Origin of the sequence: uncultured Nitratireductor sp., from assembly GCF_913053745.1 — a bacterium.
GTDB lineage: Bacteria > Pseudomonadota > Alphaproteobacteria > Rhizobiales > Rhizobiaceae > Nitratireductor.
Window position 1 is genome coordinate 20,981 of sequence record NZ_CAJXGF010000017.1, and the last position, 26,033, is coordinate 47,013.

General features: G+C 58.8%; 24 protein-coding genes. 15 read left to right on the forward strand and 9 right to left on the reverse strand.

Annotated elements, in window-relative coordinates:
* Window positions 1–121 precede the first annotated feature (121 nt).
* The 8 genes from QZ638_RS04740 to QZ638_RS04775 all read left to right on the forward strand — a co-directional run bounded on the left by QZ638_RS04740 (window position 122) and on the right by QZ638_RS04775 (window position 8,244).
* Complete coding sequence (locus QZ638_RS04740; protein WP_295807529.1) at window positions 122–1,027, forward strand: DUF1403 family protein; 906 nt, start codon at window positions 122–124, stop codon at window positions 1,025–1,027.
* A 4-nt stretch (window positions 1,028–1,031) separates the two neighbouring features.
* Window positions 1,032–1,694, forward strand: coding sequence for an SMC-Scp complex subunit ScpB (locus QZ638_RS04745; protein WP_295807530.1), 663 nt, complete (start codon window positions 1,032–1,034; stop codon window positions 1,692–1,694).
* A 397-nt stretch (window positions 1,695–2,091) separates the two neighbouring features.
* On the forward strand, window positions 2,092–3,156 hold the full coding sequence (ugpC, locus tag QZ638_RS04750) for a sn-glycerol-3-phosphate ABC transporter ATP-binding protein UgpC (RefSeq protein WP_295807533.1): 1,065 nt from the start codon (window positions 2,092–2,094) through the stop codon (window positions 3,154–3,156).
* Between the two features lie 126 nt (window positions 3,157–3,282).
* On the forward strand, window positions 3,283–4,599 hold the full coding sequence (locus QZ638_RS04755) for an ABC transporter substrate-binding protein (RefSeq protein ID WP_295807535.1): 1,317 nt from the start codon (window positions 3,283–3,285) through the stop codon (window positions 4,597–4,599).
* Window positions 4,600–4,676: 77 nt separating this feature from the next.
* Complete coding sequence (locus QZ638_RS04760; protein ID WP_295807538.1) at window positions 4,677–5,606, forward strand: carbohydrate ABC transporter permease; 930 nt, start codon at window positions 4,677–4,679, stop codon at window positions 5,604–5,606.
* 61 nt (window positions 5,607–5,667) lie between these two features.
* Window positions 5,668–6,522, forward strand: coding sequence for a carbohydrate ABC transporter permease (locus QZ638_RS04765; protein WP_295807581.1), 855 nt, complete (start codon window positions 5,668–5,670; stop codon window positions 6,520–6,522).
* Window positions 6,523–6,549: 27 nt separating this feature from the next.
* Window positions 6,550–7,443 carry an L-threonate dehydrogenase gene (ltnD, locus tag QZ638_RS04770; protein WP_295807539.1) on the forward strand — a complete coding sequence of 298 codons (894 nt, stop codon included), beginning with the start codon at window positions 6,550–6,552 and terminating at the stop codon, window positions 7,441–7,443.
* Window positions 7,444–7,800: 357 nt separating this feature from the next.
* The gene (locus QZ638_RS04775; RefSeq protein ID WP_295807540.1) at window positions 7,801–8,244 is read left to right on the forward strand and encodes a PACE efflux transporter; all 444 of its coding nucleotides are present in this window, start codon (window positions 7,801–7,803) and stop codon (window positions 8,242–8,244) included.
* A gap of 6 nt (window positions 8,245–8,250) precedes the next feature.
* Here QZ638_RS04775 and QZ638_RS04780 read toward each other — a convergent pair whose 3' ends face one another.
* The 6 genes from QZ638_RS04780 to QZ638_RS04805 form a co-directional block, all read right to left on the reverse strand.
* Window positions 8,251–9,174 carry an NAD(P)-dependent oxidoreductase gene (locus tag QZ638_RS04780; protein WP_295807543.1) on the reverse strand — a complete coding sequence of 308 codons (924 nt, stop codon included), beginning with the start codon at window positions 9,172–9,174 and terminating at the stop codon, window positions 8,251–8,253.
* Window positions 9,175–9,195: 21 nt separating this feature from the next.
* Window positions 9,196–10,038, reverse strand: coding sequence for a fumarylacetoacetate hydrolase family protein (locus tag QZ638_RS04785; protein ID WP_295807547.1), 843 nt, complete (start codon window positions 10,036–10,038; stop codon window positions 9,196–9,198).
* A 26-nt stretch (window positions 10,039–10,064) separates the two neighbouring features.
* Window positions 10,065–10,799, reverse strand: coding sequence for an SDR family NAD(P)-dependent oxidoreductase (locus tag QZ638_RS04790; RefSeq protein ID WP_295807549.1), 735 nt, complete (start codon window positions 10,797–10,799; stop codon window positions 10,065–10,067).
* Between the two features lie 127 nt (window positions 10,800–10,926).
* A complete protein-coding gene (locus QZ638_RS04795) occupies window positions 10,927–11,676 on the reverse strand; it encodes a GntR family transcriptional regulator (RefSeq protein WP_295807551.1) in 750 nt (249 codons plus the stop codon).
* Between the two features lie 178 nt (window positions 11,677–11,854).
* On the reverse strand, window positions 11,855–12,838 hold the full coding sequence (gene denD / locus QZ638_RS04800) for a D-erythronate dehydrogenase (protein WP_295807554.1): 984 nt from the start codon (window positions 12,836–12,838) through the stop codon (window positions 11,855–11,857).
* Window positions 12,839–12,892: 54 nt separating this feature from the next.
* The gene (locus QZ638_RS04805) at window positions 12,893–14,710 is read right to left on the reverse strand and encodes an IlvD/Edd family dehydratase (RefSeq protein ID WP_295807558.1); all 1,818 of its coding nucleotides are present in this window, start codon (window positions 14,708–14,710) and stop codon (window positions 12,893–12,895) included.
* A gap of 266 nt (window positions 14,711–14,976) precedes the next feature.
* Between QZ638_RS04805 and otnK the strand changes: the two genes are divergently transcribed.
* Genes otnK through QZ638_RS04820 form a run of 3 tightly spaced genes read left to right on the forward strand, consistent with a single transcriptional unit; the run spans window position 14,977 to window position 17,653 of the window.
* On the forward strand, window positions 14,977–16,239 hold the full coding sequence (gene otnK, locus QZ638_RS04810) for a 3-oxo-tetronate kinase (RefSeq protein WP_295807560.1): 1,263 nt from the start codon (window positions 14,977–14,979) through the stop codon (window positions 16,237–16,239).
* Window positions 16,236–16,883, forward strand: coding sequence for an aldolase (locus QZ638_RS04815; protein ID WP_295807563.1), 648 nt, complete (start codon window positions 16,236–16,238; stop codon window positions 16,881–16,883). Before otnK ends, QZ638_RS04815 begins: the two co-directional genes overlap by 4 nt.
* On the forward strand, window positions 16,883–17,653 hold the full coding sequence (locus QZ638_RS04820; protein ID WP_295807564.1) for a TIM barrel protein: 771 nt from the start codon (window positions 16,883–16,885) through the stop codon (window positions 17,651–17,653). Before QZ638_RS04815 ends, QZ638_RS04820 begins: the two co-directional genes overlap by 1 nt.
* Before the next feature lie 18 nt (window positions 17,654–17,671).
* On the opposite strand, the gene QZ638_RS04825 is transcribed toward QZ638_RS04820, so the two are convergent.
* Window positions 17,672–18,346: a GntR family transcriptional regulator gene (locus QZ638_RS04825; RefSeq protein WP_295807566.1), complete on the reverse strand. Its 675-nt coding sequence runs from the start codon at window positions 18,344–18,346 to the stop codon at window positions 17,672–17,674.
* Window positions 18,347–18,448: 102 nt separating this feature from the next.
* On the opposite strand from QZ638_RS04825, the gene QZ638_RS04830 reads away from it, so the two are divergent.
* From QZ638_RS04830 to QZ638_RS04845, 4 genes are all read left to right on the forward strand, one after another.
* Window positions 18,449–19,501, forward strand: a complete 1,053-nt coding sequence (locus QZ638_RS04830; RefSeq protein WP_295807569.1) for a 4-hydroxythreonine-4-phosphate dehydrogenase PdxA — start codon at window positions 18,449–18,451, stop codon at window positions 19,499–19,501.
* Between the two features lie 68 nt (window positions 19,502–19,569).
* Window positions 19,570–20,556 (forward strand): TRAP transporter substrate-binding protein, encoded by a 987-nt coding sequence (locus QZ638_RS04835; RefSeq protein ID WP_295807570.1) that lies wholly within the window; start codon window positions 19,570–19,572, stop codon window positions 20,554–20,556.
* Window positions 20,557–20,640: 84 nt separating this feature from the next.
* Window positions 20,641–21,198, forward strand: coding sequence for a TRAP transporter small permease subunit (locus QZ638_RS04840; RefSeq protein ID WP_295807572.1), 558 nt, complete (start codon window positions 20,641–20,643; stop codon window positions 21,196–21,198).
* Window positions 21,195–22,481, forward strand: coding sequence for a TRAP transporter large permease (locus QZ638_RS04845; protein ID WP_295807574.1), 1,287 nt, complete (start codon window positions 21,195–21,197; stop codon window positions 22,479–22,481). The genes QZ638_RS04840 and QZ638_RS04845 overlap by 4 nt, the downstream gene beginning before the upstream one ends.
* On the opposite strand, the gene QZ638_RS04850 is transcribed toward QZ638_RS04845, so the two are convergent.
* Both QZ638_RS04850 and QZ638_RS04855 read right to left on the reverse strand, forming a co-directional pair.
* A complete protein-coding gene (locus tag QZ638_RS04850; RefSeq protein ID WP_295807575.1) occupies window positions 22,478–24,076 on the reverse strand; it encodes a bifunctional diguanylate cyclase/phosphodiesterase in 1,599 nt (532 codons plus the stop codon). The two genes, QZ638_RS04845 and QZ638_RS04850, sit on opposite strands and share 4 nt — an antisense overlap.
* A 4-nt stretch (window positions 24,077–24,080) precedes the next feature.
* Window positions 24,081–25,880: a DUF87 domain-containing protein gene (locus QZ638_RS04855; protein WP_295807577.1), complete on the reverse strand. Its 1,800-nt coding sequence runs from the start codon at window positions 25,878–25,880 to the stop codon at window positions 24,081–24,083.
* Between the last annotated feature and the right edge of the window lie 153 nt (window positions 25,881–26,033).

The following is a 26,033-nucleotide window of genomic DNA, read 5'->3' on the forward strand; positions in this document are numbered from 1 at the left end:
GATGGCGCGGCGCTTGACGTGCTCTATCGTTGAAAGAAGCGCCGGGCTTCATCAATGTGGAACCATGATTCGTCCTTCGTCACACCATCCGGAAAGGATGGCATCATCGGATGCGCTTTGTATGCGTATTCCCGATTGGTTGCGTTTGGCGATACAGGCTTCGGAACTAGACGCAACCTTTGCGGCAGGTGCTGCCTTCGCTGTGCTGGATGCGCATGTGCGCGAAACGAGGTTTTCGGCGCAGGCCTGGCGTTACCGCTTGGCCTTGGGTGCGGCGGCAACGGCTTGCCGAAAGACCGGCCGGCCGGAGGACGAGGCGGCTTTGCGCGATGCTTTTCTTCTCACGCGTACGGGTGACGATGCCGGTCCGGCCGGTCGGATGCTGCTCGGCTGGCGGCTGCTCGTTTCAACACCGGTCGATGAACTCGCAAGCGAGGACACGCTCGGCTCTTTGATCGAAATGTGCGGTTATCGGCTGGATGGCCGCGCGTCTGACCTTGGTGATTTGATGAAAGAGGCGACCGGCATCGGACAGAACCCGCTTGCCGCGGCGGAACGGGTCTATCGCTCGGTGCAGCGTCTCTGGCCGGAATACGAGGCCGTTATCGCTCCATGGCTCTGCGATGCCGTGGTAGCGCGCGTGCTTGGCTGGTCCCGGGCTGTTCCTCTTTTCCTGATTGCGGGAAGTGCGAGGCGCGATCGCGCCCAGGGATCTTATAAACCCGATCGCGGGGCCGACGGCTCCATGATTGCCAGCCGTTATGCCTGCGCCGCGCTGGAGGCGGTTGATCGGGCAATTCTGCTGGAGCGGCGGGCCACTCGGCTCCTTCAGGTCGCTCCCAAGCTTCGTGCCAAGGGTGCGCAGGGTATTGTGCAGACCCTTCTCGCCGACGATGCGTTGATGGCCTCCCATGCGTTTTCAAACATGAGTGACCGTGGACTGCGACGTCTTTTCGCTCGGCTTGTTTCGCTCGGCGCGGTGCGCGAATTGAGCGGCCGCGATAGCTTTCGCATTTACGGGCTGTGAAATGATGAGCGCGCAAACCGGCAAGCAGAAAAACGGGGCGGAAACGAACGCTCCTCTGTTCGACCGCGAACTCGAGCATTTGCCGCAGGCTCTCCGTTGGCGGGAATGGATGGCACGAGTGGAGGCGGTCATCTTCGCGGCGCGGGAACCCGTGACGCGCGAAACGCTGGCGCAGGTTGTGGGGCGCGGTTGCAACCTCGATCTTATCATCGAGGATATAAGCGCCGAACTCACCGACCGACCTTATGAACTGGTGCGCGTGGCTGGGGGCTGGCAGCATCGGACCCGGCCTTCCCTGGCCGACGCGATCCGCACGGCGTTTGGCATTGTCGAGACGGGGGAGAGCTTGAGCGAGGCCGAGGCTCTGGTGTTAATGTCCATCGGCTATTTTCAACCGATCACTCGTGCCGAACTGTCGAGCTTCTTTGCTCGCGAGGTTTCGCGCGACCTGATCGGCAAGTTGCGCCGTGCCGGCTTCATTGCCTCCGGTCCGCGTAGTCCGCAACCGGGTGCGCCCTATACCTATGTGACGACGCCGGCGTTTTTAGCGCATTTTGGCTTTGAGACGCTTCGCGACCTTCCCGATTTCGACATGCTGGAGGATGCTGGGCTCTTGAACAAGGAGCGCCTGCTCGAGGATATCCCTGGCGCCATGGGGCGTCTGTAACGGCAGGATCCGCAGTGCGGTCCCGGTCTTGGGCCGGTTTGCCGGGATCTCGAATGTGCCGGCCGGCAACCGGTCTACAAGAATCTGTCTCCCGGTCGTAAAAACGGCACAAGCCCTTCCGTCTTTCAAACTGTGGGAGATTGATGTGGGATCTCTCGTGCTGCCAGCGATTTTCGCCGAACATGTGCCAGGGTTTTTCTGCGATCGGCCAGCAATCTTTCCACAGGCTTCGGTACAGGATTTCCAGTGCGATATGCCCGAAAACGTCACGTTGCATACGTTGTCGATAAAATTTGACGCCGCGAGCGGAGCGCTAAAATCCAAGTTTTGCCTGTTGCGCTCGATGCAGAATGCGGACACTATACGACAATGAATACATTAAGGAGGAGGAGCCTTAATGGCCACAGTGATGTTTCGCGATGTCCGCAAGGCGTTCGGGCAGGTGGAAGTTCTGCACGGTGTCTCGGTGGATATCGAGGAGGGACAGTTCGTCGTTCTGGTCGGACCGTCCGGCTGTGGAAAATCGACCTTGCTGCGCATGTTGGCGGGCCTGGAGCATATAACCGCTGGTGAGATCGTGATCGGCGACAGGGTGGTGAACACGCTGCCGCCCAAGGATCGGGACATCGCCATGGTGTTCCAGAACTACGCGCTCTATCCACACATCACCGTTGCCGAGAACATGGGCTTCTCGCTCATGCTGAAGGGCGCGGCGAAGACCGACATCGAGGCGAAGGTGCGCCCGGCGGCGGAAATCTTGGGACTGACGCATCTGCTCGACCGCTATCCGCGCCAGCTTTCCGGCGGCCAACGCCAGCGCGTTGCCATGGGACGCGCCATCGTTCGCAATCCGCAAGTGTTCCTTTTCGATGAGCCGCTTTCGAACCTGGATGCCAAGCTGCGCGTTTCCATGCGCTCCGAGATCAAGAATTTGCATCAGCGGCTGAAGACGACAACGGTTTACGTTACCCACGACCAGATCGAGGCGATGACCATGGCCGACAAGATTGTCGTTATGCATGACGGCATCGTCGAACAGGTCGGCGAGCCGCTCGAGCTTTACGACCGACCGGCCAATCTCTTCGTCGCGGGATTTATCGGCTCGCCGGCCATGAACATGACGCCGGGGCGATTGAATGACGACGATCCTGGCGTGTTCGTGACCGGGCAGGGTCAGCGCATCAGCGTCGCCAATGTCGGCGCGGCAAAACCCGGACGCGACCTGATCTGCGGTATCCGGCCCGAGGCAATTCATCTGCGTGGCGATGTTGCCCTGCGCGTCAAAGTGGTCGAGCCGACCGGTTCTGAAACCCATGTCGTCGCCGATCTCGACGGAAATGAAATGACCTGCGTTTTCCGTGAACGCATCAAGGCCGGGCCGGGAGACGAATTGAAGGTCTCCATCGACCCGGAAGCCATTCATCTCTTCGATGCCGAGGGAGGTCAGAGGCTCTCGGCTTAACTTGATTTTGGCGTCGCCGGGGAGGACGACGCCAAATGTGGGGTGCCGTGGCGCCCGACGTTAATGCGGCAGTCAACCGCTTTGCGGCATCGCTCGGGTGTCGCGAGTTTGAGGAGGAGACGTGCAATGACGATCAATCGCAGGAGATTTCTATCGGGCACGGCGGGACTTGCCGCCGGCGGCCTATTGGCGGGAACGCTCGGGACAAGGCATGCGTTGGCGCAGGCATCGGCATCGATGTTTACACCGGAGGAAGGGGCGACATTGCGCCTTCTGCGCTGGGTGCCTTTCGTGACAGGCGAAGAGGAGACCTGGAACGCCAACACCGCCGCTTTCACCGAGGCGACCGGGGTTGAGGTGCGCATCGACCAGGAAAGCTGGGAAGATGTGCGCCCGAAAGCGGCGGTGGCGGCCAATGTCGGCTCCGGTCCCGACATGGTGATGAGCTGGTTCGACGATCCTTTCCAGTATCCTGACAAGCTGGTGGATGTGACGGATCTTGCCAATGCGCTCGGCGAGGAGCATGGCGGCTGGTATGAGGGTCTCGAGGGCTATGCCAGACAAGATGACAAATTCATCGCCGTACCGCTTTGCGCCATCGGCAATGCGATCTGTTATCGCGACAGCCATATGAAGGCGGCCGGCTTCAGCGAATTCCCGCAGGATACGGACGGTTTCCTGGAATTGTGCAAGGCGATGAAGGCCAAGGGTACACCGGCCGGTTTCCCGCATGGCAAAGCGGTCGGCGACGGCAATAACTATGCGCATTGGCTGCTGTGGAGCCATGGCGGTATGACGGTCGACGAAAGCGGCGCGGTGGCCATCAACAGCCCTGAGACCAAGGCGGCCATCGACTATGCCAAGGCGCTCTATGAGACCTTTATCCCAGGCACGGAAAGCTGGCTGGACATCAACAACAACCGTGCCTTCCTCGCCGGCGAGGTTTCACTGACGGCCAATGGTGTGTCGCTTTACTACGCCGCCGCCAAAGACGAGGCGATGAAAGAGATTGCTGAGGACATACGCACCACCAATCTGCCGGTCGGACCGGTGGGCACGTCGGTGGAGCTGCACCAGACCTCGACTATTTCGATCTTCAATCATTGTCAGTATCCGCAGGCGGCCAAGGCATATCTCGCCTTCATGTATCAGGCTGACCGTATGAACGCCTGGCTTGAAGGGGCGAGTGCCTATTGCTGCCAGGCCCTGAAGGGGTTCGAGAACAATCCGGTCTGGACGTCCAATCCCGTTCACGCGCCCTATGCGAAAGCCTCGGCCTCGCTGCGGCCCAACGGGTATGCGGGTCCGCTCGGGCCGGCATCTGCAGGTGTCATGGCCGATTATGTGCTGGTGGACATGTTTGCCGAGGCGGTCACCGGTCAGCGTTCGGCCGAAGAGGCCATCTCCAATGCGGAACGGCGTATCGCACGCTATTATCGTTGACGAATAGGCAACGCCGGCAAGTTGCCGGCGTTGTCTCGGCTTCTCACCGATCAATACGAAGAAAGGCAGGATGACCCATGCAGGCCAGGCCGGCGCGTTCATCTTCGATCCTCGGATGGCTTCTGGAAAGCCGCAATGGGCTCGGACTTCTGTTCATGCTGCCGGCGGCGGTGTTCCTGCTCTGCTTTCTCACCTACCCGCTAGGTTTGGGGGTATGGCTCGGCTTCACCGATGCGCGCATCGGGCGTGAAGGTATTTTCATCGGCCTGGAAAACTACATCTGGCTCTTCGACGACCCCGTCTTCTGGCTCTCCGTCTTCAACACCATGCTCTACACGGTGGTGGCCTCGGTGCTGAAGTTCGCGCTAGGGCTTTGGCTTGCCCTGATTCTCAATCAACATCTGCCGTTCAAGACGTTCTTCCGTGCCATCATTTTGTTGCCATGGGTTGTGCCAACGGTGCTTTCGGCTCTCGCATTCTGGTGGATCTACGATTCCCAGTTTTCGATCATTTCCTACGTGTTGATGAACCTCGGCGTAATCAACGAACCGATCAATTTCCTCGGCGATCCAACCAATGCGCGGGCTTCGGTGATCGCCGCCAATGTCTGGCGCGGCATTCCCTTTGTGGCGATTTCGTTGCTCGCGGGATTGCAGACCATTCCGCAGTCGCTGAACGAGGCGGCGGCGCTCGATGGGGCGACGTCCTGGCAGCGCTTCACCAAGATAACCTTGCCATTGCTCACACCCATCATTGCGGTGGTTATGACGTTCTCGGTGCTTTTCACTTTCACCGATTTCCAGCTCATCTATGTGTTGACGCGGGGTGGTCCCGTTAACGCCACGCATCTGATGGCGACCCTGTCGTTCCAGCGCGCGATTCCTGGCGGGCAATTGGGCGAAGGTGCGGCCATTGCCGTGGCGATGATCCCCTTCTTGCTGGCGGCGATCCTGTTTTCCTTCTTCGGATTGCAGCGCCGCAAATGGCAACAGGGCGGCGGCGACTAAGGAGAATGATCCGATGAGCGAGAGCACCCAAACCACCCAGCGCGCCGCCATAAACGACGATATGGAAGGCATGGAGCAGTTCAACACATTGCCGCGGCGTATCATGACGGTTTACCTGCCGCTGGCGGTGTTCATTTTCGTTCTTCTATTCCCGTTCTACTGGATGGCGATCACCGCCATCAAACCGGATTACCAGCTCACAAACTACGAGAACTACAGCCCCTTTTGGGTGATCGAACCCACGCTCGAACACGTGAAGTTTCTATTGTTCGAGACGTCCTATCCGGGCTGGCTGTGGAACACGATGCTGGTAGCGTTCGCCTCGACCTTCATTTCGCTGGCTGCATCGGTTTTCGCCGCTTATGCCATCGAACGCGTGCGTTTCACGGGCGCGCGGGTGACGGGGCTTATGATCTTTCTCGCTTATCTGGTACCGCCATCGATCCTGTTCATTCCACTGGCCTTTATCGTGTTCAAGGTGGGGATCTTCGATTCGCGCCTGGCGCTCATCCTGACCTATCCGACCTTTCTCATTCCGTTCTGTACCTGGCTCCTGATGGGCTATTTTCGCAGTATCCCCTTCGAACTCGAGGAAAGCGCACTGGTGGACGGGGCGACACGCTGGCAAATCCTCACCAAAGTCATTCTGCCGCTCGCGGTGCCGGGTCTTATCTCAGCAGGCATTTTCGCTTTCACGCTTTCCTGGAACGAGTTCATCTACGCGCTCACCTTCATCTCTTCGTCGGAAAACAAAACCGTGCCTGTTGGCGTCCTTACGGAGTTGGTGCGCGGCGATATCTACGAGTGGGGTGCGTTGATGTCGGGTGCTTTGCTGGGCTCCTTGCCGGTGGTGATCCTCTATTCTTTCTTCGTCGACTACTATGTTTCGTCCATGACGGGTGCGGTGAAAGAATGAAGGACTTTATACTCCAGGGAGCATGAGATGCGGGTAATGGTGATCGGCCTGGGGTCGATGGGAATGGGCGTTGCCCTGTCACTTGTGCGCGCAGGACACATGGTCTTCGGTGTCGATCCGCGAGCCGAGGCCTGCACGGAAATCCTCGATGCTGGTGCGACCGACGCCGGGCCCAACGGAGCAGCTTTTGCCGAGGATACAGAAGCGGTGGTTGTTCTGACCGTGAACGCGGAACAGGTGCGCAGCGTCTTGTTCGGCGAGGAGGGCATTGTCCGATTGTTGCCGACGGGGATACCCGTGATGGTGTCGTCGACGGTATCGACCGAAGATGCACGCGATTTCGGTGCGCGGCTGGAACAGACGGGACACCTGATGCTCGATGCCCCGGTTTCGGGTGGCCCGGTCAAAGCGCGCGAGGGCGCAATGACGGTCATGGCAGCGGGACCGAAGGCCGCTTTCGACACGCTTGCGCCGGTGCTTGCTGCCGTGGCCGAGCGGGTTTTCCGCATTTCCGACCGGATCGGCGACGGAGCGGCGGTAAAGGTCATCCACCAGCTCTTGGCCGGCGTGCACATTGCCGCCGGTGCTGAGGCGATGGCACTCGCGGCGCGTGCCGGCATCCCGCTCGACACCATGTATGAGGTGGTGACGAACGCAGCCGGCAATTCATGGATGTTTGAAAACCGCATGCGGCATGTCGTGGATGGCGACTATGCGCCGCGATCCATGGTCGATATTTTCGTGAAAGACCTCGGCCTTGTGACGGAGACGGGCAGGACCCTTCAATTTCCACTGCCGTTGGCTTCGACCGCCTACACCATGTTCGCCTCGGCCAGCACGGCCGGTTACGGACAGTGGGATGACAGTGCGGTTATCAAGGTGTTCCCGGGCATCACGCTTCCCGGCGACAGGATGGAATAGAATCCGGGCTGCCGGCTTGTTCCAGAGCCCAGAGCGGATTCTGCCATAGTCGGGATGCTCGGACATTGTCCGCCGAACCTCTGATCGAGAGCGGTCTATTCTGTGGCCTTGGATTGTGTTGGATGCTGGTCGACCGCAAAGTTGGAAACTTGAAAAGGTTTAAAACCCGATCAGTGTTCAGGACTGGCGGCGCGATGTAACGGTCGCTTTACAGGTGGACGCTTCTTTGTTCGCAACGCGAATGATTGTCGTCTACAAACGCCGCGAAAATATCCTATATATGCTTCGAAGCGAGGACGACCTCCCCCATCTCGGGAAACCATGTCGGGACGACCCGAGAAACCAACGGGGAGCAAAATGCGCACCGCTGCAGACCGTATCCGACATGCCGTCAGTTTCGAGCTGATCGCTCTTCTCATCGTGACGCCTTTGGCGTCTTGGGCTTTTGGCAAACCCATGTTCGACATGGGTGTTGTCGCGATCGTTAGCGCCACGATCGCCACCTTGTGGAATTATATCTACAATCTAGGCTTCGACCATGCGTTGCGCCGATTTACCGGCAGCGTGCGCAAGACTGTGCCGATGCGCGTGGTGCATGCTGTCCTGTTCGAAGGTGGACTGTTGTTAGCGTTGATGCCGACCACGGCGCTGTTTCTGGGAGTTCCAATCATCGAAGCGCTGTTCGTCAACGCCTCGTTCGCACTCTTTTACCTGGTTTACGCTTTCGTCTTCAACTGGGCGTATGACGTGATCTTTCCAGTGCCCGAAGCATCGACCGTCTCGGGCATTGGTAAAGCTTGAGTGGCTTCACGCTTTCAGCGGCGGGGCGCTGGTCTCGCCGCTTCCAAGTCGTTTTCCGGGATTGATTGCTTCGAGCCATAACAGATAGGCCGCGTGATCGTGGCGCCCCATCTTCATTTCATGGGCGAGCTGGTGGAACGCGTCGCGTGTTTTTTCCGTGAGAGGCAGTTCAAGGTTGGCCGCGCGTGCCACTTCGAGCGTGTTCTCAAGGTCTTTGAGCTGCAACTCGAGCGGGCCGCCGGGCAGAAAGTTTCGCTCGACCATCCGTTCGCCATGAAGATCGAGAATCCGCGAGGTGGCAAAACCGCCCATCAAAGCATCGCGAAGCGCTGCGGGATCACAGCCGCCCTCCTGCGCCAGAAGCATCGCCTCGGATACCGCACCGATGGTGACGGCGACAATCACCTGGTTGGCGAGCTTGGCGACCTGACCCGCGCCATGAATGCCGACATGGGTTGCCCTTCCCATAGAAGAGAGGAGCTCTTCGGCCTCTGTGAAATCCGTGGGGTCTCCCCCGGCCATGATAGCGAGCGCCCCTTCGAGCGCACCTTTTTCGCCACCGGAGACTGGTGCATCTAGATGCCGGTGTTCGGTTTTTGCCAGTGTTTGCGCATGGTCGCGTGCAACCGCCGGCTGGATCGACGACATGTCTATGAAGAGCGCGCCGCTCGGTGCGGTCTCTACAACACCCTTCTTACCGAAATAGATTTCGGTAACGATGGGAGAATTGTCGACCATCGTTACGATGGCGTCGGCGTTCGCTACTGCGGCTTGTGGGTCGTCAGCAATGGTGGCGACATCCGAAAGCGCTTCGGCCTTGGCGCGGGTGCGATTCCAGACGGTGAGTTTGAAGCCCGCCTTTGCAATGTTTCGCGCCATCGGGGCACCCATGATGCCGGTGCCGATGACAGTGACGTTTTTAATGCTCATGGCGGGCTCCAGATATTGCGATCAGGCGTTGACGATGGTCTGGCGCTGTTCACCGAGGCCGGCAATGGACAGTGTCATCACGTCGCCGGCCTTAAGGTATTGCGGCGGCTTCATTCCCATCCCAACCCCGGGAGGGGTGCCGGTCGAGACGACGTCGCCGGGCATCAGTGTCATGAATCGCGAGAGATAAGAGATTACATGCGGTACGTTGAAGATCAGTGTGTTGGTGTTGCCGGTCTGGCGACGTTCGCCGTTTACATCCAGCCACATGTCCAGATCGTGCGGGTCGCCCACTTCATCGCGTGTGACAAGCCAGGGGCCAAGCGGACCGAACGTGTCGTGGCTTTTGCCCTTGGTCCACTGGCCTGAGCGCTTGGTCTGGAAATCGCGTTCGGAAACATCGTTCATGATTGCGAAACCGGCAACATGATTCATCGCATCGGCCTCGTTCACATATTTCGCTTTCGTGCCGATGATGACAGCCAGTTCCACTTCCCAGTCGAGCGCTTTGGAGCCGCGCGGCATTTCAACATCGTCATCGGGGCCACACAGTGCGTTGAGCGCTTTGGCGAAGATGATGGGTTCTTCTGGCGGTTCCGCCCCGGTTTCGGCTGCGTGATCGGAATAGTTGAGTCCGATGCACACGATCTTCTGCAGGCCTGCAACGCAGGGGCCGAGCCGTGGATTTCCTTCCACTGGAGGGAGACTCTGCACATCGACGGCGCGCAGTCGGTCGAGCCCTGCCGGCGAAATGGCTTCGCCTGCGATGTCGGTGACAATGCTGGAAAGATCGCGCAGAATTCCATCCGCCGCGAGCATGCCCGGCTTTTCTTGCCCGGCAGGGCCGTAACGCAACAGCTTCATATTATCGTTCCTTTGTACTCTGGCAGTCAGTAGACGGCGCGGCCGCCGGAAATATCGAAGACCCCGCCCGTGGTGAAGGAGCATTCCTCCGAGGCGAGCCAGGCGATCATCGCTGCCGCTTCGGCAGGTTCGAGAAATCGCTCAAGCGGGATCTTCGACAGCATATAGTCGATATGCTCCTGGCTCATCTGGTCGAAGATCGGCGTACGGGCGGCTGCCGGCGTCAGGCAGTTGACGATAACGCCGGTCTTGGCGAGTTCCTTACCAAGCGATTTGGTCAACCCGATCAAACCCGCCTTGGACGCGGAATAGTGTGAGGCGTTGGGGTTTCCTTCCTTGCCGGCTATGGAGGCGATGTTGACGATGCGGCCATAGCGACGCTCGATCATGCCCGGCACCAGTGCCCGGCAGGTGAGGTAAGGCGCGACAAGATTGACCTCGACGGTGCGCCGCCACACATCCGGTGCCAGCTCCCATGTCTTGCCGTTGCCACCGGTGATGCCGGCATTGTTGACGAGGATGTCAACTGCGCCTGCCTCGAATGCCGCAGCGTTCACCGCGCTTTCGTCGGTGAGTTCCACCACGCGGCCGGTCGCCTTACCTCCCAATGTTTCCGCGGCGCGATCAAGATTTTCAGCATTGATGTCCCAAAGGATGACATCGGCACCGCTCGCGATGAAGCGTTCCGCCGTTGCCAGTCCGATACCCTGCGCGCCGCCCGTGACGATCGCTCTTCGTCCGGTGAGGTCGATTTTGTTCATGAACGCCCCTCTTCATTCTGTTCCAACCAGTGTAATCGCACAGACACTGAGAAGTCACAATGTATACATTATAGGCGGACATTGAAACGCCTATCCTATCGCTTCAGCACCACGAATGAGGCCAAGCCTATCCCCCTGGGGAGAACGATGCCTGCTGGCGTAGCAGTGAAACTAGCTGTTCGTCGGCACGATTGCGGTGCTGTTGGTGCAAACGAGTTGCCTCATCTTCATTTCCCGCAGCGATGGCAGCGAGGATGGCACGGTGCTCACGATCCGAGACGACGGGCAGGGGGCGCAGTTTGATGATTGCGCGGCGCGCATGATATTGCAGATCCCATAGCTGCCGCAGCATCGCCTGCAGACGCGGATTGCCACACAGTCCGACCAGTTCGGAATGAAACTCATCGTCGAGTTCGGACCATGCTTCGATATCGCCTCGTTTCGAGGCACGTTCCATTTGGGTGAGTATGCCGTCGAGTCGCTCGTGATCGGCTTCGCTGATGCCACGGCGGGCCGTAAGCTGAGCTGCTTTCACCTCGAGCGTGGAAAAAACCTGGTAGATCTGCTCGATTTCATTGACGGACAGCGCCTTTACAGTGATCCCGTGGCGCGGGCGAACATCCACCAGACCTTCTTCTTCAAGCCTTATAAGGGCCTCGCGCACCGGCGTGCGGCTGAGCGCGAGGAGGCTGGCGACCTCCGTTTCCAAAAGTGTCGTGCCGGGAGGCAGTCGCCCTTCGAGAATGCGAAATTTGAGTTCGTGGTAGGCACGATCACGCGCCGGCATTTTGGCAATGCCCTGAAGGCTCGGGCGAGGGCGCGAAGCGGCCTGCGCTTCCACGCTTTTGCTTTTCAGCGACCGCCCGGCGGTGCTCACCTTTCTTCGTTCGGTCGTCTTCAGCGTCCCCTCCCTGTGTGCCCGGTACCGTTCGGTTTTTCCACGACGGCACCGACGATGGTTGGCAGATATTCGCTGTTGTGTCCAAGCACTTGCGTCCCGCCGGGTTGGTTCTTCACAGACCGCAAGCGCTGCTTACCTGTCATTGTCGACCTCTTCAGCTCTTCGCTTTCCGGGCTTCTTCGTCGGCAAGGTGTGCTCGGATGATGGCATCGAAATCCTGATCGGCTTTGAAGCCAGCTTCTTCAGCGCGCTGGGCGTTGAAGTCGCGTGGCCAGCCATCGACGATGGCGGCGATCTGCGGGTCGTGTTGTCGCTTGATGTGCGCCACTGCCTCATTGCCGGCGACCCGCCCTAGAGCCTCGATCATCTCCGCGATGGTTACGGAAAGACCGGGCATGGTGAGCGAGCGACGGTCGCCGAGCTGTGCCAGATCCATGGTTCCGGCGTGCAGCAGGAAATGCACTGCGGCATCGGGGCTTGCCACCCAGTGCCGCACATCGTCCGCTACCGGCAGTATCGCATCAAGTCCGGCCAGCGGTTCACGGATGATGCCGGAGAAGAACCCCGAGGCCGCCTTGTTGGGTTTGCCGGGGCGCACGACGATGGTGGGCAGCCGAATGCCTATTCCATCCACGAAACCTTTCCGCGTGTAGTCAGCCAAAAGAAGTTCGCCGATCGCCTTTTGGGTGCCATAGCTGGTGAGTGGGGCACGGAAGAAATGGTCGTCGATCTTTTCGGGAAACGGCGCGCCGAAAACCGCGATGGAGGAGGTGAAGACGAGGCGAGGTCTATAGCCGGCGCCTATATGGCGGATTGCCTCGAGAAGATGGCGCGTACCATCCATGTTGATGTCGTAACCTTTTTCGAACTCGACCTCGGCCTCGCCGGAAACGATGGCGGCGAGGTGAAAGACGACATCGGGTTTTTGCGCGATCAGCCCTTCGACCGTTTGCGAATTTGCGATGTTGCCGGCCTGCGCTTCGATTTCGATGCCATTCGCCGAAACGAGCGGCGCTTCGACCACATCGAAGGCATGGATGGTGTCGATCCGCTCACTGCCGAGCCTGCCATCGGCGATCAGTTTCTCGGCAAGCCTGCGGCCAACCATGCCGGCCGCTCCGATAATCAGGATGCGCATACGGGTTCTCTCCTCCCAAATTGGTTCTTCCGTGTGTTGCGGACGGATCCGACCCTAGTGGTTGTCGCGCGGCACGGGCGGCATCTTGCCGTCTTTTCCGCCCTGGGCGAGCCGTTGATAGTTGACGGCGGGTTCCAGGACCATGCCGGCTTCGAGCTGAGCGATCATGCCGCGCTGAATCTCCTGCCAAGGCGTCTGGTGCGCTGGGTACGCATATCCCCCGGCTTTCTCCAGTTCCGCGCGGCGTTTGCCGAGTTCTTCCTCGGGTATGAGAATGTTCGCGGTGCATTTGTTCAGATCGATGCGCACGCGATCACCGCTCTTGAGAAGCGCAAGTCCGCCATTGGCTGCCGCTTCGGGCGAAGCGTTGAGAATGGAAGGCGAACCCGATGTTCCGGACTGGCGACCGTCGCCCACACATGGCAGAGAGGTGACGCCGCGCTTGATGAGATAATCCGGTGCGCGCATGTTCACCACTTCGGCGGCGCCCGGATAGCCTATGGGCCCCGCACCGCGCATGAAAAGAACGCTACTCTCGTCGATTGCGAGTGCCGGGTCATCAATGCGCACATGGTAATCCTCCGGCCCGTCGAACACGATCGCGCGGCCTTCAAAGGCCATGGGATCATCGGGATTGGAGAGATAGCGTTCGCGAAACTCATCGGACACGACCGACAGTTTCATAATCGCGGAATCGAACAGATTGCCCTTCAGGACGCGGAAACCCGCATTCAACTTCAGCGGATCGCCGAACGGGCGGATCACCTTCTCGTCGGAGATGGCCGCACCGCGGCAGTTTTCTCCGATGCTTTTGCCGTTTACCGTCAGCACATCTTCATTGATAAGTCCGACCGACATGAGCTGGTTGATGACTGCTGGCACGCCGCCTGCGTGGTAATAGTCTTCGCCGAGATATTCGCCAGCGGGCTGGAGATTGACTAGCAGCGGTACGGTTTCGCCGTATGTTTGCCAATCGTCGATTGAAAACTCGACGCCCAGGTGACGCGCGACCGCGGTCAGATGAATCGGCGCATTGGTGGAGCCGCCGATAGCCGAGTTGACACGAACCGCGTTTATGAACGCATCGCGCGTCATCACATCGCTCGGTTTGATGTCCTCATGCACCATATCGACGATGCGGAGGCCCGTACGCCAAGCCATTTCCTGCCGGTCGCGGTAGGGTGCGGGAATGGCGGCGGAACCGGGCAACTGCATGCCTAAGGCTTCGGCCAGGGAGTTCATGGTCGTCGCCGTACCCATTGTATTGCAAAAGCCGGTAGATGGCGCGGAGGATGCGACCAGCCGCACAAATCCTTCATAGTCGATCTCACCTGCTGCCATCATCTCGCGCGCCTTCCAGACGATGGTACCCGAGCCTGTGCGTTCACCCCGGAACCAGCCATTGAGCATCGGGCCCACCGAAAGCGCTATGGCGGGAATGTTGACCGTGGCTGCCGCCATAAGCAAGGCCGGTGTGGTCTTGTCGCAGCCGATGGTAAGAACAACGCCGTCGAGCGGATAGCCGTAGAGAACCTCCACAAGACTCAGATAGGCAAGGTTGCGATCAAGCGAGGCGGTGGGACGTTTGCCGGTTTCCTGGATCGGATGTACCGGAAACTCGATGGCGATGCCGCCGGCTTCGCGAATGCCTTCGCGAACGCGCTTTGCCAATTCGAGATGATGCCGGTTACACGGTGAAAGGTCCGATCCGGTTTGTGCGATGCCGATGATGGGCTTGCCCGATTGCAGTTCCTCCTGCGACAATCCGAAGTTCAGGTAGCGTTCCAGATACAGCGCCGTCATGTCCGGATTGCCCGCATTGTCGAACCAGGCGCGCGAGCGCAAGGAGGGGCGTTTGGGTTCTGTTTTCATGACAACTCCGGATGCTCAGTTCATTCATATTTTAGCCGCTCGCGAGTTAATGTATACACAAAAATCATAACATTTTTGATTTTCAAAGATTGAGGCAAGTGATTGCGAAGTCCTGTAATTCGGCGGAGAAAATCAAGTCAAATAAGGATCAACGCTCGAATGTGAGGGTGACATTTCCCCGCAAAAGCCCTCTTTCTCACCAGCATTGACTTTTATGGATACGTTGTCGCATTTAATCCGACATGTGCGTGAAGGAGGAGGTGCAAATGTTGCTCGGTTGCATTGGGGATGATTTTACCGGGTCCTCCGATCTCGCCAACACACTTGCCAAAAGCGGTATGAAAACCATTCAGTATTGCGGTGTGCCCGTTGACCCTGCCGATCCATCCGTCGAGGTGGGTGTGGTGGCGCTCAAGTCACGCACCATCCCGGTGACCGACGCCGTCCGCCAGTCGCTTCAGGCTGTCGAATGGCTTTTGAAGCAAGGCGCGCGGCAGATTTATTTCAAGTATTGCTCGACCTTCGATTCGACGCCTGAGGGCAACATCGGTCCCGTGATCGATGCGTTGATGGAACATCTTGGAGTGGAGCAGACGCTGGTTTGTCCGGCGTTCCCGGCGACGGGACGGACGGTTTATCAGGGGCATCTCTTCGTTAGCGACCGTCTGCTCAACGAAAGCGGGATGGAGCATCATCCTTTGACGCCGATGCGCGACGCCGATATCCGCCGCTGGCTCGCGCCGCAGACGCGCGGTGCGGTTGGGCATGTTTCCGCGCAGGCGGTTCGCGAGGGGCCGGAGGCCATTTTGGCTGCGCTTACACGGGAAGCGGCTGAAGGGCGAACGCGCGTTGTCGTCGATACGATTGCCGATGAGGATCTGCACTGGATCGGTGCCGCCGTCCGTGACATGAAGCTTGTAACGGGCGGGTCCGGTTTGGCTCTTGGCCTGCCGGCAAACTTTCGCGATGCGGGGCTTTTGGGAAGCGACAGAGAAACTTGGGAAGGATCGGCTGGCCGCGCTGTCGTCCTGTCGGGCTCCTGCTCGAACCAGACGCGACGGCAGATCGCGGAATATTCTCAAGGACATCCGATTTTGAAGGTCGAGCCGGAAGCTGTGCTTTCCGGCGCAATGACGCCACGAGCGGCGATGGAATGGATCGATGTCCAGCCTACCGGGATCGCACCATTGGTCTATTCCTCGTCTGAACCCGATGAGGTGCGTGCCGCGCAATCCAAGTTCGGACGGGACGAGGTTGCAGCCGCCCTTGAAGGCTTTTTCGCTGCAACGGCCCTGGAGCTTGTCGCCAACGGTTATGAACGGCTCGTGATTGCCGGTGGTGAGACGTCCGGTGCGATTGTCGAGGCGCTCGATTTCTCCGCCCTGGAGGTGGGACCTGAGATTGCTCCGGGTGTGCCGGCGCTGAAGGCCGAGGACCGACCGGTCTGGGTCGCGCTGAAGTCCGGCAATTTCGGTGACGAGGCATTTTTCGCGAAAGCGCTGGACGTGATGAAGGGAGAGACAACATGAGTGACGAAAGCAGGCTTCGCGAGGAAATGTGCCGCCTTGCTGCATCGCTGCACGCGCGCGGGCTCACTCATGGCGCGACCGGGAATGTTTCTGCGCGCACCAGCGATGGCGGTATGCTGGTAACACCCACCGGCTCGACCTTGGGTACGCTCGATCCGGCCCGGCTCAGCCGCTTCGATGCCCTTGGGCGGCATGTGGATGGTGACAAACCGACAAAAGAAATGCCCTTGCACGAAGCATTCTACGAGACACGCTCCAAAGCCGGTGCGATTGTGCATCTGCATTCAACGCATTCCGTCGCCTGGTCGCTTCTGCCGGATGTCGACCCGGACAACCTGTTTCCGCCACTCACCGCTTATTCAATCATGCAACTCGGCAAAGTGAAGCTCCTTCCCTATTTCATTCCCGGAGATGTTGCGATCGGCGAGGCGATCCGCGGGCTTGCCGGAAAACGCTCAGCCATCATGCTGGCCAATCACGGCCCGGTGGTGGCCGGCAAGGACCTGCGGGCTGCAGGCCAGGCCATCGAGGAATTGGAGGAGACCGCGCGGCTTGCGCTTCTGACGCGGGGACTGTCGCCTCGTGTTCTGACATCCGAGCAGGTCGATCAGGTGGTGACGACATTCGCTGTGGAGTGGTCGTGATGCTGCGTTTTTCCGCCAATCTCGGGTTTCTATGGACCGAACTCTCTCTTCCTGATGCGATCCGGCGGGCGCATACGGCCGGGTTCGAAGCCGTTGAATGTCATTGGCCCTATGCGGTTTCGACTGAGGAAGTGCGCGCAGCGCTTGAGGAAACGGGCTTGCCGCTTCTTGGCCTCAATACGCGCAAGGGCGGGCGTGAGGGAGATTTCGGTCTTGCGGCGCTGCCGGACCGAGAGCAGGAGGCACGTGCGACGATCGATGAGGCAGTGGCTTATGCCGTTGCTGTGGGTGCCAGTGCAATACATGTCATGGCGGGCCGAGCGACGGAAGGCGAGGCGGCGGAAACCGCATTTGCCGGCAACCTCACCCATGCCTGCGAGATCGCCAAGACGAACAATCTCACCGTCTTGATCGAGCCGATCAACCATCGCGACGTTCCGGGCTATTTTCTTTCCCGTGTCGAGCAGGCCGCTGACCTTGTTGACCGTGTAGGCGCGGCCAATCTGAAGATCATGTTCGATTGCTATCATACGCAAATCACCCAGGGCGATCTGCTCGGACGCTTCACTGCGCATCGCGCGATGATCGGTCACGTACAGATTGCTGCAGTGCCTTCGCGTGCGGAGCCGGACGAAGGCGAGGTATGCTTCGAACGTTTGCTGCCAGCCATGCGCGATGACGGTTATGAGGGATTCTTCGGCGCTGAATACAAGCCGCGTGCCGGCACCGATGCGGGACTTGGTTGGCGCGATGCTTTCTCGAGGATCTGACCGCCCGGTCAGATCCGGTCAAATATTGTCTTTCACGCGGTCCCAGGTGTTCATCAGATGTTGGGCCATGACTTGGCCCAACGCTTCACCGTCGCGCTTTCTGAGAGCGGCGGCCATTTGTTCATGCTCGGAAACCGCCGAGGCCCAGTAATCCGGTTTGCTGTTTCCGAGAAACCGGATCCGTTTGAGGCGTGCCTGGATGTTGGCCTGAACCTCGCGGAGCGATTCATTGCTCGCAAGCTGTGAGACGCGCGAATGAAACTCCTGATTCAGTTTGTAATAGGGCAGGCGATCGCCCTCGCGGTAACGCGCCAGCATGTCGTCGTGCAATTCAAGAAGACCCTCAATCTCAGCATCGCTGGCGCGCTGGCAGACCAGTCGTCCCGCCAATTCCTCCAAATGTGAGAGCAGTTCCAGCATGGAGAACACATCCTGTGCCGTGAGCTTTCGCACGACGCTGCCCTTGGACGGACGGATGATGACCAGCCCTTCTGCTGCCAACGTACGCAGCGCCTCGCGAAACGGTGTGCGTGAAACACCGAGTTGTTCAACGAGCGTCGTCTCGTCGATCCGGGTTCCGGGCGCAAGATGCCCCTCGATGATGAGGTCGCGAATGCGGTTGGCAACCTGGTCATGCAGCGTCTGCTTTTCGATTGCCACGGCTTCCATGGGAAAGGGGCTGCTGAGTTCCAAGCGAGATCTCCTGAATCATCCGGGTTTTTGGAACATACAAAAAGATGCGTTGACGTGCGAATTTTTAATTGTATATTTTGTATACAAAATAAGGAATACACAATGCAGCAATCACGCGTCGCCTTCGCGGTTGGAGATCCTGCGGGCATCAGCCCGGAGCTTTCGGCGCGTATCCTTGCCGATAAAGAGGTGAATCTCGGAGATCTGATCGTAATCGGCGACCAGCGTGTGCTGGCCTTGGGCGCACGCCAGGCTGGGGTAAATCTGGATCTGCCGGTGATGGAACGGGAGGCGCTCGAGAGCGCATTGCCTGAAGGCACGGTTCTGGTGGATATGGCCAATTGCGATCCGGAAGATGTGCCGCTTGGCGAGCCCAGTCTGAAGGGCGGCCGCGCCGCGCTCGATAATTTTGCAGCGGCATTGCGTGTCGGCAAAGCCGGTCTTGCAAAAGCGGTTTTCTTCACGCCTTTCAACAAGCACGCGATGCGAATGGCGAAAGCAGATTATGTGGATGAGATCGGTTTTATCGACGCTATCGTCGAGCCAGAACGAAGCGGCCGCGAGTTCAATGTGCTCGATGAGGTCTGGAACGCCCGTGTCACCTCGCACATACCTTTGCGGGAGGTTGCCGATAAACTGTCGATCGACAGGGTTTATGAAAGCCTCAAGCTCACCGTCGAGGTAATGGAGGGCGCCGGCATAAAGCGACCGCGCATTGGGGTCGCCGCACTGAACCCTCATGCTGGGGATGGCCGCAATTTCGGCTGGGAGGATGAGGATATCCTGCTTCCCGCGGTTCAGCGCGCGCAACAGGAGCAAATGGCGGTCACCGGACCGATCCCTTCCGACACCGTGTTCGTGCGGGCGGTCAAGGGCGAGTTCGATGCAGTGATGACCATGTATCACGACCAGGGGCAGATCGCGATGAAGCTGCTTGGATTCGATCGCGGCGTCACCTTGATTGCCGGCTACCCGTTTCCCATCGTCACGCCGGCCCACGGCACGGCCTATGATATTGCCGGCAAAGGCATTGCCGATACCGGTGCGTCGTTCAATGCATTGGCGCTCGGGCGCAGGCTTGGGAACGAATTCGGTTCGTCGTCGGGAGCCTGGCAATCTCAGGGCGCGCGCACTTACCAGGAGGCTTCTGGCTAGGCGGACCGGTATGAAAGACCGCGCGGCCGGGGAGGGCCGCGCGGAGTGCATTTCAAGGGAGGAAAGTCATGAAACTGAAGCATATAGCATTCTGCGTGGCGACTCTGTTGCCGGCTATGGGCGTTGGAGCCACCCAGGCGCAGGAGGAGATTATTTTCGGTATTAGCGCTGCCACCGGTTCGCTACAGGAACAAACGGCTAGCGAATTCGCTCGCCGCGCCAACGAGAAGCTCGGCGGCAAAGCAGTGGTCAAGGTCTTCGACAGCTCCCAGTTGGGCAAGGACAAGGACATGCTGCAGAAGATCAAACTTGGCACTATGCACCTGACATTGCCGTCGTCCACAATGCCCGATATCGCCGCCGAATACGCGATCTTCGATCTGCCTTTCCTCGTGGCGGACCGCGAGCACCTCAAGAAGATTGACGAAACCCTCTTCAAGGACGTGCTGGTGCCGGCCGCCATGGAACAGGGATATCGACCACTGGCGATATGGGAAAACGGTTTCCGACAAATCACCAACAACGAACGTCCGATCAACACACCGGCGGATCTCGAAGCTCTCAAAATACGCACACCGAATTCGTCCTGGCGTGTGGCCATGTTCAAGGAATATGGAGCGAATCCCACGCCTATGGGCTTTTCCGAAGTGTTCGTCGCACTCCAGACCGGCGTGATCGACGGCCAGGAGAATCCGCTTACCAATATCGCCGCCGGCAAGCTCAACGAGGTGCAGGAATATCTCTCGCTCTCAGGGCATGTCTATTCGCCGGCTTATCCGACCGTCGGCGTTGCCGCCTTCGAAAAACTCGATCCTGAAGTGCAAACCGTTCTGGTCGAGACAGCGCAGGAGGTTGCCGGTTGGGCACGCGATACCGGTGCTTCCAAGGATGACGATCTCCTGAAACAACTCGAGGAGAGCGGTATGAAGGTCAACAAGGCGGACCGTGCCGCATTCGTTGAAGCTTCCAAGCCGCTCTACGAGAAATTCGCAACCGAAGTCGAGAACGGCCAGGCAATGATCGACCAGGTTCTGTCGCTGGCCGACGGCTCCTGAGCTCCGCAGGCGGCCGTTCATCTGGGAGCCGCCGCCCGCCCTGTTCGCTCTGTACGCTTTTCGCCCCATTTGGGATCTCTTGACATGGCTCGGTTTGCCCATTGGCTCGATGTTTTTCTGCAGGCGGTGACCCTAACGTTGCTGCTGGCCCTCTCCTGCGTTGTGGTGCTCGGTGTCGCCTTTCGATATTCGGGCAACTCATTGATCTGGTATGACGAGGTCGCAGCGGTGCTTCTGGCATGGATTACGTTTTCCGGTGCAGCACTGGCGACGTTGCGCAACGCGCATCTAGGGTTCAATGGTCTGCTTCTCGGAGCGCCGTCCGCCGTACGCTCAGCACTCTTTTGGCTAGGCGAAGCGATCTTCATTGCGGTCTTCGCGGCCATGATGTGGGCTGGATGGGCCATCCTCGAGATATTCGGCAATGAGAGCATGACGACATTGCGTTTCGTACCGCGCAGCTTCGTGCAATCCATCCTGCCAATCGGTGCCGGGTTGATGATCGTCGGTCGTCTGCTGACCGTGCCGGATAGGCTACGCATTACGCAGGCGGGGATCGATCCCGAAGCCATCGAGATCGAACATGAAATCGCCCGCGCGCAGGATGAGTTGTCGCGCGTTCGAACGGAGCGCGCACGATGACCGAAGCCCTGATCCTGTTCTCCATGTTCGCGATGATCGCGATCGGCCTGCCGATTGCCGTGTCGATCCTTGCCAGTGCACTTTCGGGACTCTGGCTTCTCAACGGCCATCTGGGCTTTCTGAATGCGGCCCTCTCGATCTTCGACGGCGCGACCAGCTTTCCGTTGATCGCCATCCCGCTCTTCATTCTTGCCGGCGCACTTATGAACACTGGCGGCATCTCCACGCGTCTCATCGCCTTCGTTTCCGCCCTCATCGGCTTTATCCGTGGAGGCCTTGCCATGGTCAATGTCGGCGTATCGATGTTCTTCGCGGAGATCTCGGGCTCCGCCGTCGCCGATGTGGCCGCGACCGGGTCGGTCCTGATTCCGGCAATGAAGAAGCGCGGTTACAACCCGCGCTTTGCAGCAGCGATAACCTCGTCATCTGCATCGCTGGCAATCATCATCCCGCCGTCGATTCCCATGATTCTCTACGGTGCGCTCTCCGATACCTCCATCGTGCAACTGTTCGTTGCCGGCATCGTGCCTGGCGTGATCGGCGGCTTCCTCTTGATGGCGCTCTCCTATTATTTCGCCGTGCGCTACGATCTTCCGCGCGAAGCGGGCTTCAGTCTGCCGCGCCTGTGGGAGACGACGAAGGATGCGGCCTGGGCGCTGGTGCTGCCGGTCATCATCCTGGGTGGTATTTTCGGCGGTGTGGTCACGGCTACAGAAGGGGCCGGTCTCGCCGTGGTCACTGCGTTGTTCATCGGCGTGTTCATCTATCGAGAGATCGATCTGGGTCGTCTCTATCACGCACTGGTGGAAGGCGTTGTCCAGACGGCTGTCGTTATGTTGCTCGTCGCCACTTCGGCCGTGCTTGGTCTTTACCTTACCGAAACGGAACTGCCGCAACGGTTGGCGCAGGGTATTCTGTCCATCACGACCAACAAGCTGATTGTCCTGATGATCATCAACGTCTTCCTGCTGTTTTTGGGGATGATCCTACATGGCGCGGCGGCAATCATTCTGACGGTTCCGATCTTTATGCCACTCGTGCATCAACTTGGCATAGATCCGGTGCAATTCGGGATTCTGTTGACACTCAACATCGCACTCGGGCAACAGACGCCGCCCGTGGCGAGCGTTCTGGTAACGTCATGTTCAATCGCCAAGACCGATGTATGGAGCACGACCAAGACCAATCTGCCGTTCATCGCGATCCTGATGCTGGTGCTTCTTCTGGTCACCTATGTGCCCGCCGTGTCGCTGGGGCTCGTGGATGCCTTTTACGACCGTTAGCGCGACCAGCGGCCGTATGAAGAGCGGCCAGGGGCGTGGGTGCGCGCCTGTTCCGGTTGGCGCGCTGCCGCGAACGCGTCTTTATCGGATGTGAACTCGTCCAACGCGAACGGTTTGCTGAAATAATAGCCTTGCGCGATTTCGATAGCCGTATGCCTTCGGAGGTACTCGATTTCCTCGTGCGTCTCCACGCCTTCGATAACCAGTTTCATGTCGAGGGCGCGTCCGAGCGACTCGATTGCTTTCAAAACGCTTTGGCTGCGAGGTCTCAGATGAACGTTCTGAACGAATGAGCGGTCGATTTTGAGCTCGTCCGCTGTGACCTCGGCAAGTGCCGACAGGGAGGAGTAACCCACACCGAAATCGTCGATGGAAAGCTTCACGCCTGCCTCGCGCACCATGGGAAGGATGTTTTTGCTGAGGAGATCGCCGTTCAGAAACGCCTCCTCGGTAATTTCGAGCGTAAAACGTTGCGGGTGGTGGTAGGAGGTGAGAAGCTCGAGCAGCTTGCGCATGAAGCCGGGGTTCGTGGATTGGTGCGCCGTGATGTTGAGACTGATCGAGATGCCGGGGGCGAAGACGGCGTCGATGCGTGGAAGCGACACCATTACCTCGTTAAACACATAGTCCGAAACCGCATCGATAATGCCGGCATCCGTGGCAAGATTGACGAAATTGCCGAGGGCACGGAGCTGTCCGTCGTCGTCTCTCCAGCGCAGCAATGTCTCGACGCCGACCACGCCATTGGTTTTGATGTCGACCTTCGGCTGATACGCACAACAGAGCTGTTGGTCGCGCAGGGCCGTGCGCAGGCGTTGTTCGACGGACATGTCGGCGCCGCTGCGCTGGGGAGGTGTTTTAGGCTTGTACCCGATCCGTCCCTTGGATTCCGATTTCGCCGCTCGGAGCGCCTGATCCGCCGAGATGAGCAGTTCTTCAAAGCTCGTGCCATCCTTCTCGAACAGGCTGACTCCTATCGTAGCCGATGAGAATGTTTCGATGCCTTTCACGAGAAATGGCTCTTTGCTGCGTCCCAGGATCGCGTTTGCGTACTCCATAATGTCCCGATCAGCGAGCTCTGTTACGAAGACGCAGAACATTCCATTGCCGAAATATCCCAGGATATCGGAACGCCGCACACAGGTCTTCATGCGCTCGGCAAACGCGGCGATCAGGCCATCGGTGAAGTCTGCACCATAGTAATCGTTGGTACGGCCCAATCCGTCGAGGTCGACGAGAAAAAGTGCGGTTGCGCTTTCTTTATCGCCTTGAAGTTCTATCCTCACCGTGCGCGCAAGCAGGCTCTTGTTCGGCAGGCCGGTCAGAGCGTCGAAGAAGGCCAGCCTGAAAATTTCATCCTGGCGGTCTATCTGTGTTTCGGCTTCCAACCAGAGCCTGCAGGTAAAGGCACGCTCATTCGCTTCGGCGGTGAACTGGAGCCCCTGAGACCGGCCGTCTTCTTGCGACGATTCATAAGAACCGGCTTGACGATTGGCGTAAACCTGTCGCCCATCTGCATCGGTGACGGCGAGTCCGAATGGCGCGTTCTCGAGAAGAACCTCCAGATCGGGAGACGGAAGGCGCACCGAACTCATTGCGCTACCTGTTCATATATTCGCGCCTTGCGATTTGCAGGGCTTTGGAAATCTTGTCTTCCGCCTGCTCCGTGGGAGTGTGGGCGGTATCGCTCGTGGTCGGCTTGGCGTTAAGATTATCCTGCGGCGGGGTGTCCTGGGCCTGGTGCATGATAGACCCACGCCAGCGTTCCACGACCGCGTTGACGAATTCCCGGCGTGCCGTAAGACTGAGATCCTTGGGTAGGGAAGCGGCTGTCTCACTTCTGGGAAGCAATTCCTGTGACAACCGATTGAACACGAACTGAACGGGAAGCGGCATACCCTCGCCGAAGCCGACGACCTCGCCGGTGCCGAGCGAGGGAACGAATTCCACCAGATTTGCCGTCGCGTCGGAGACTGCCGATTTGAGCAGTGCCTGATCGCGTTCATTGGCCATGCGCATTGCAAAAAGCGTATTGCATTGAGAAATTATGGTGGGATCGAGCTCGGCGGGCCGTTGGGTCACGAGACCGAGGTAAACACCATATTTACGACCTTCCTTGGCCACGCGCGAGAGCGCGTTCTTGCTGGGCGCGAAACCGACGGTTGGATCAGCGGACGCGAAGCGATGCGCTTCTTCACAGACGAGCAGGAGCGGCATGGCCCCGTCGCTCCACATGCCGAAGTCGAAAGCGAGGCGTGAGATCACACAAACCGCCGCGTCGACCACCTCGACCGGAAGGCTGGCGAGTTGGATAACGGTCGCCGGCCGGCCATCCGCTTCGAGGCGAAAAAGTTCGGTGAGGATGGTCACCATCGTGTCGCCACCGAGCGTCGCGTTGGCGAACATGAAGGCATAGCGCGGATCGTTCTTGAGGGTCTCGATGCGGCCGATAAGCCGGTGGTGGATCATACGTGAGGAGCGGTTTTCCAATTTGCCCATGCGCTCGTCGATCAGCGCTACAAGATCCTGCATGAGATATGGAACCGGCGTATCGGCGGTAAAGCCTGTTTGCCTGGGCTCGACCTTGCGCAGCGCGCTCGGTCGTTCCGCATTCTGACGACGGTTTAGATATTGAGTCTTCGCCAGAGGAATGAGCTCGGAAAGGATATCCTGTTCTGCAGGTATGGGCGGCTTGCCCGCGTAGAGGACGTCGAGGAACTCCTCGAAATTGAAGAGCCAGAAGGGCAGGCGCAGGTTTTGGGGGCCGACCAGATTGGCTTTATCGCCGAATACGCTGCCATATTCGTTATGATGATCGAGAATAAGCACACGCAATTCCGGCCAGTGTGCGATCACCTGTCGAAGGATGATTGCAAGCCCGCTCGATTTTCCCACACCGGTGGAACCCAGAACGGCGAAATGCTTGGTGACGAGACTTTCGACGTCCACATAGGCCGGCACACTGGTGTCGTTGTGAAGACGACCGATTTCGGCAAAGGTGGACTTGTCGCCGCGAAAAATGAGACGCAATTGCTCGCTGCTTATGATCCGCGCCTGATCGTGGATGGCCGGATAGGCGCTCACACCCCGGCGGAAACGCAGTTGATCGGCCGCCTCGCTCGATATCTCTCCGACCAGATCAACGCGCGCCACCGCCTTCGGTTGTGAGGGTGCTTCCGCTTGCCCGGTTTTTAGCGAAACCTCCGTGACGACGCCGAGCAGTTCGCGTGTACCGGCTGCGATTGCCATGAACTTTCCAACCGTCGTGCGGAGCTCGTCCGTGGTCCGCTTGATGGGGAGTTCAATATAGGCTTCCGAACCTTTGACCGAGCACACGTGGCAATCTGCTGAACTCTGGCCGGGCAATGCATTCGCAATGCCGTTGGAATGCTCAGACATCGTATCTGGTTCCTGCAACTTATTGGTCGTACGGGTAGATGCTTGGTCGCGTGAAACGGGAATTTGCCATGCATTTCATAATTTTTGCGTTAAGACGCGCGGTTTCCCGCCAAAAGAAACGCAGATCGATGGAATAATATTCTCAGTCCAAAC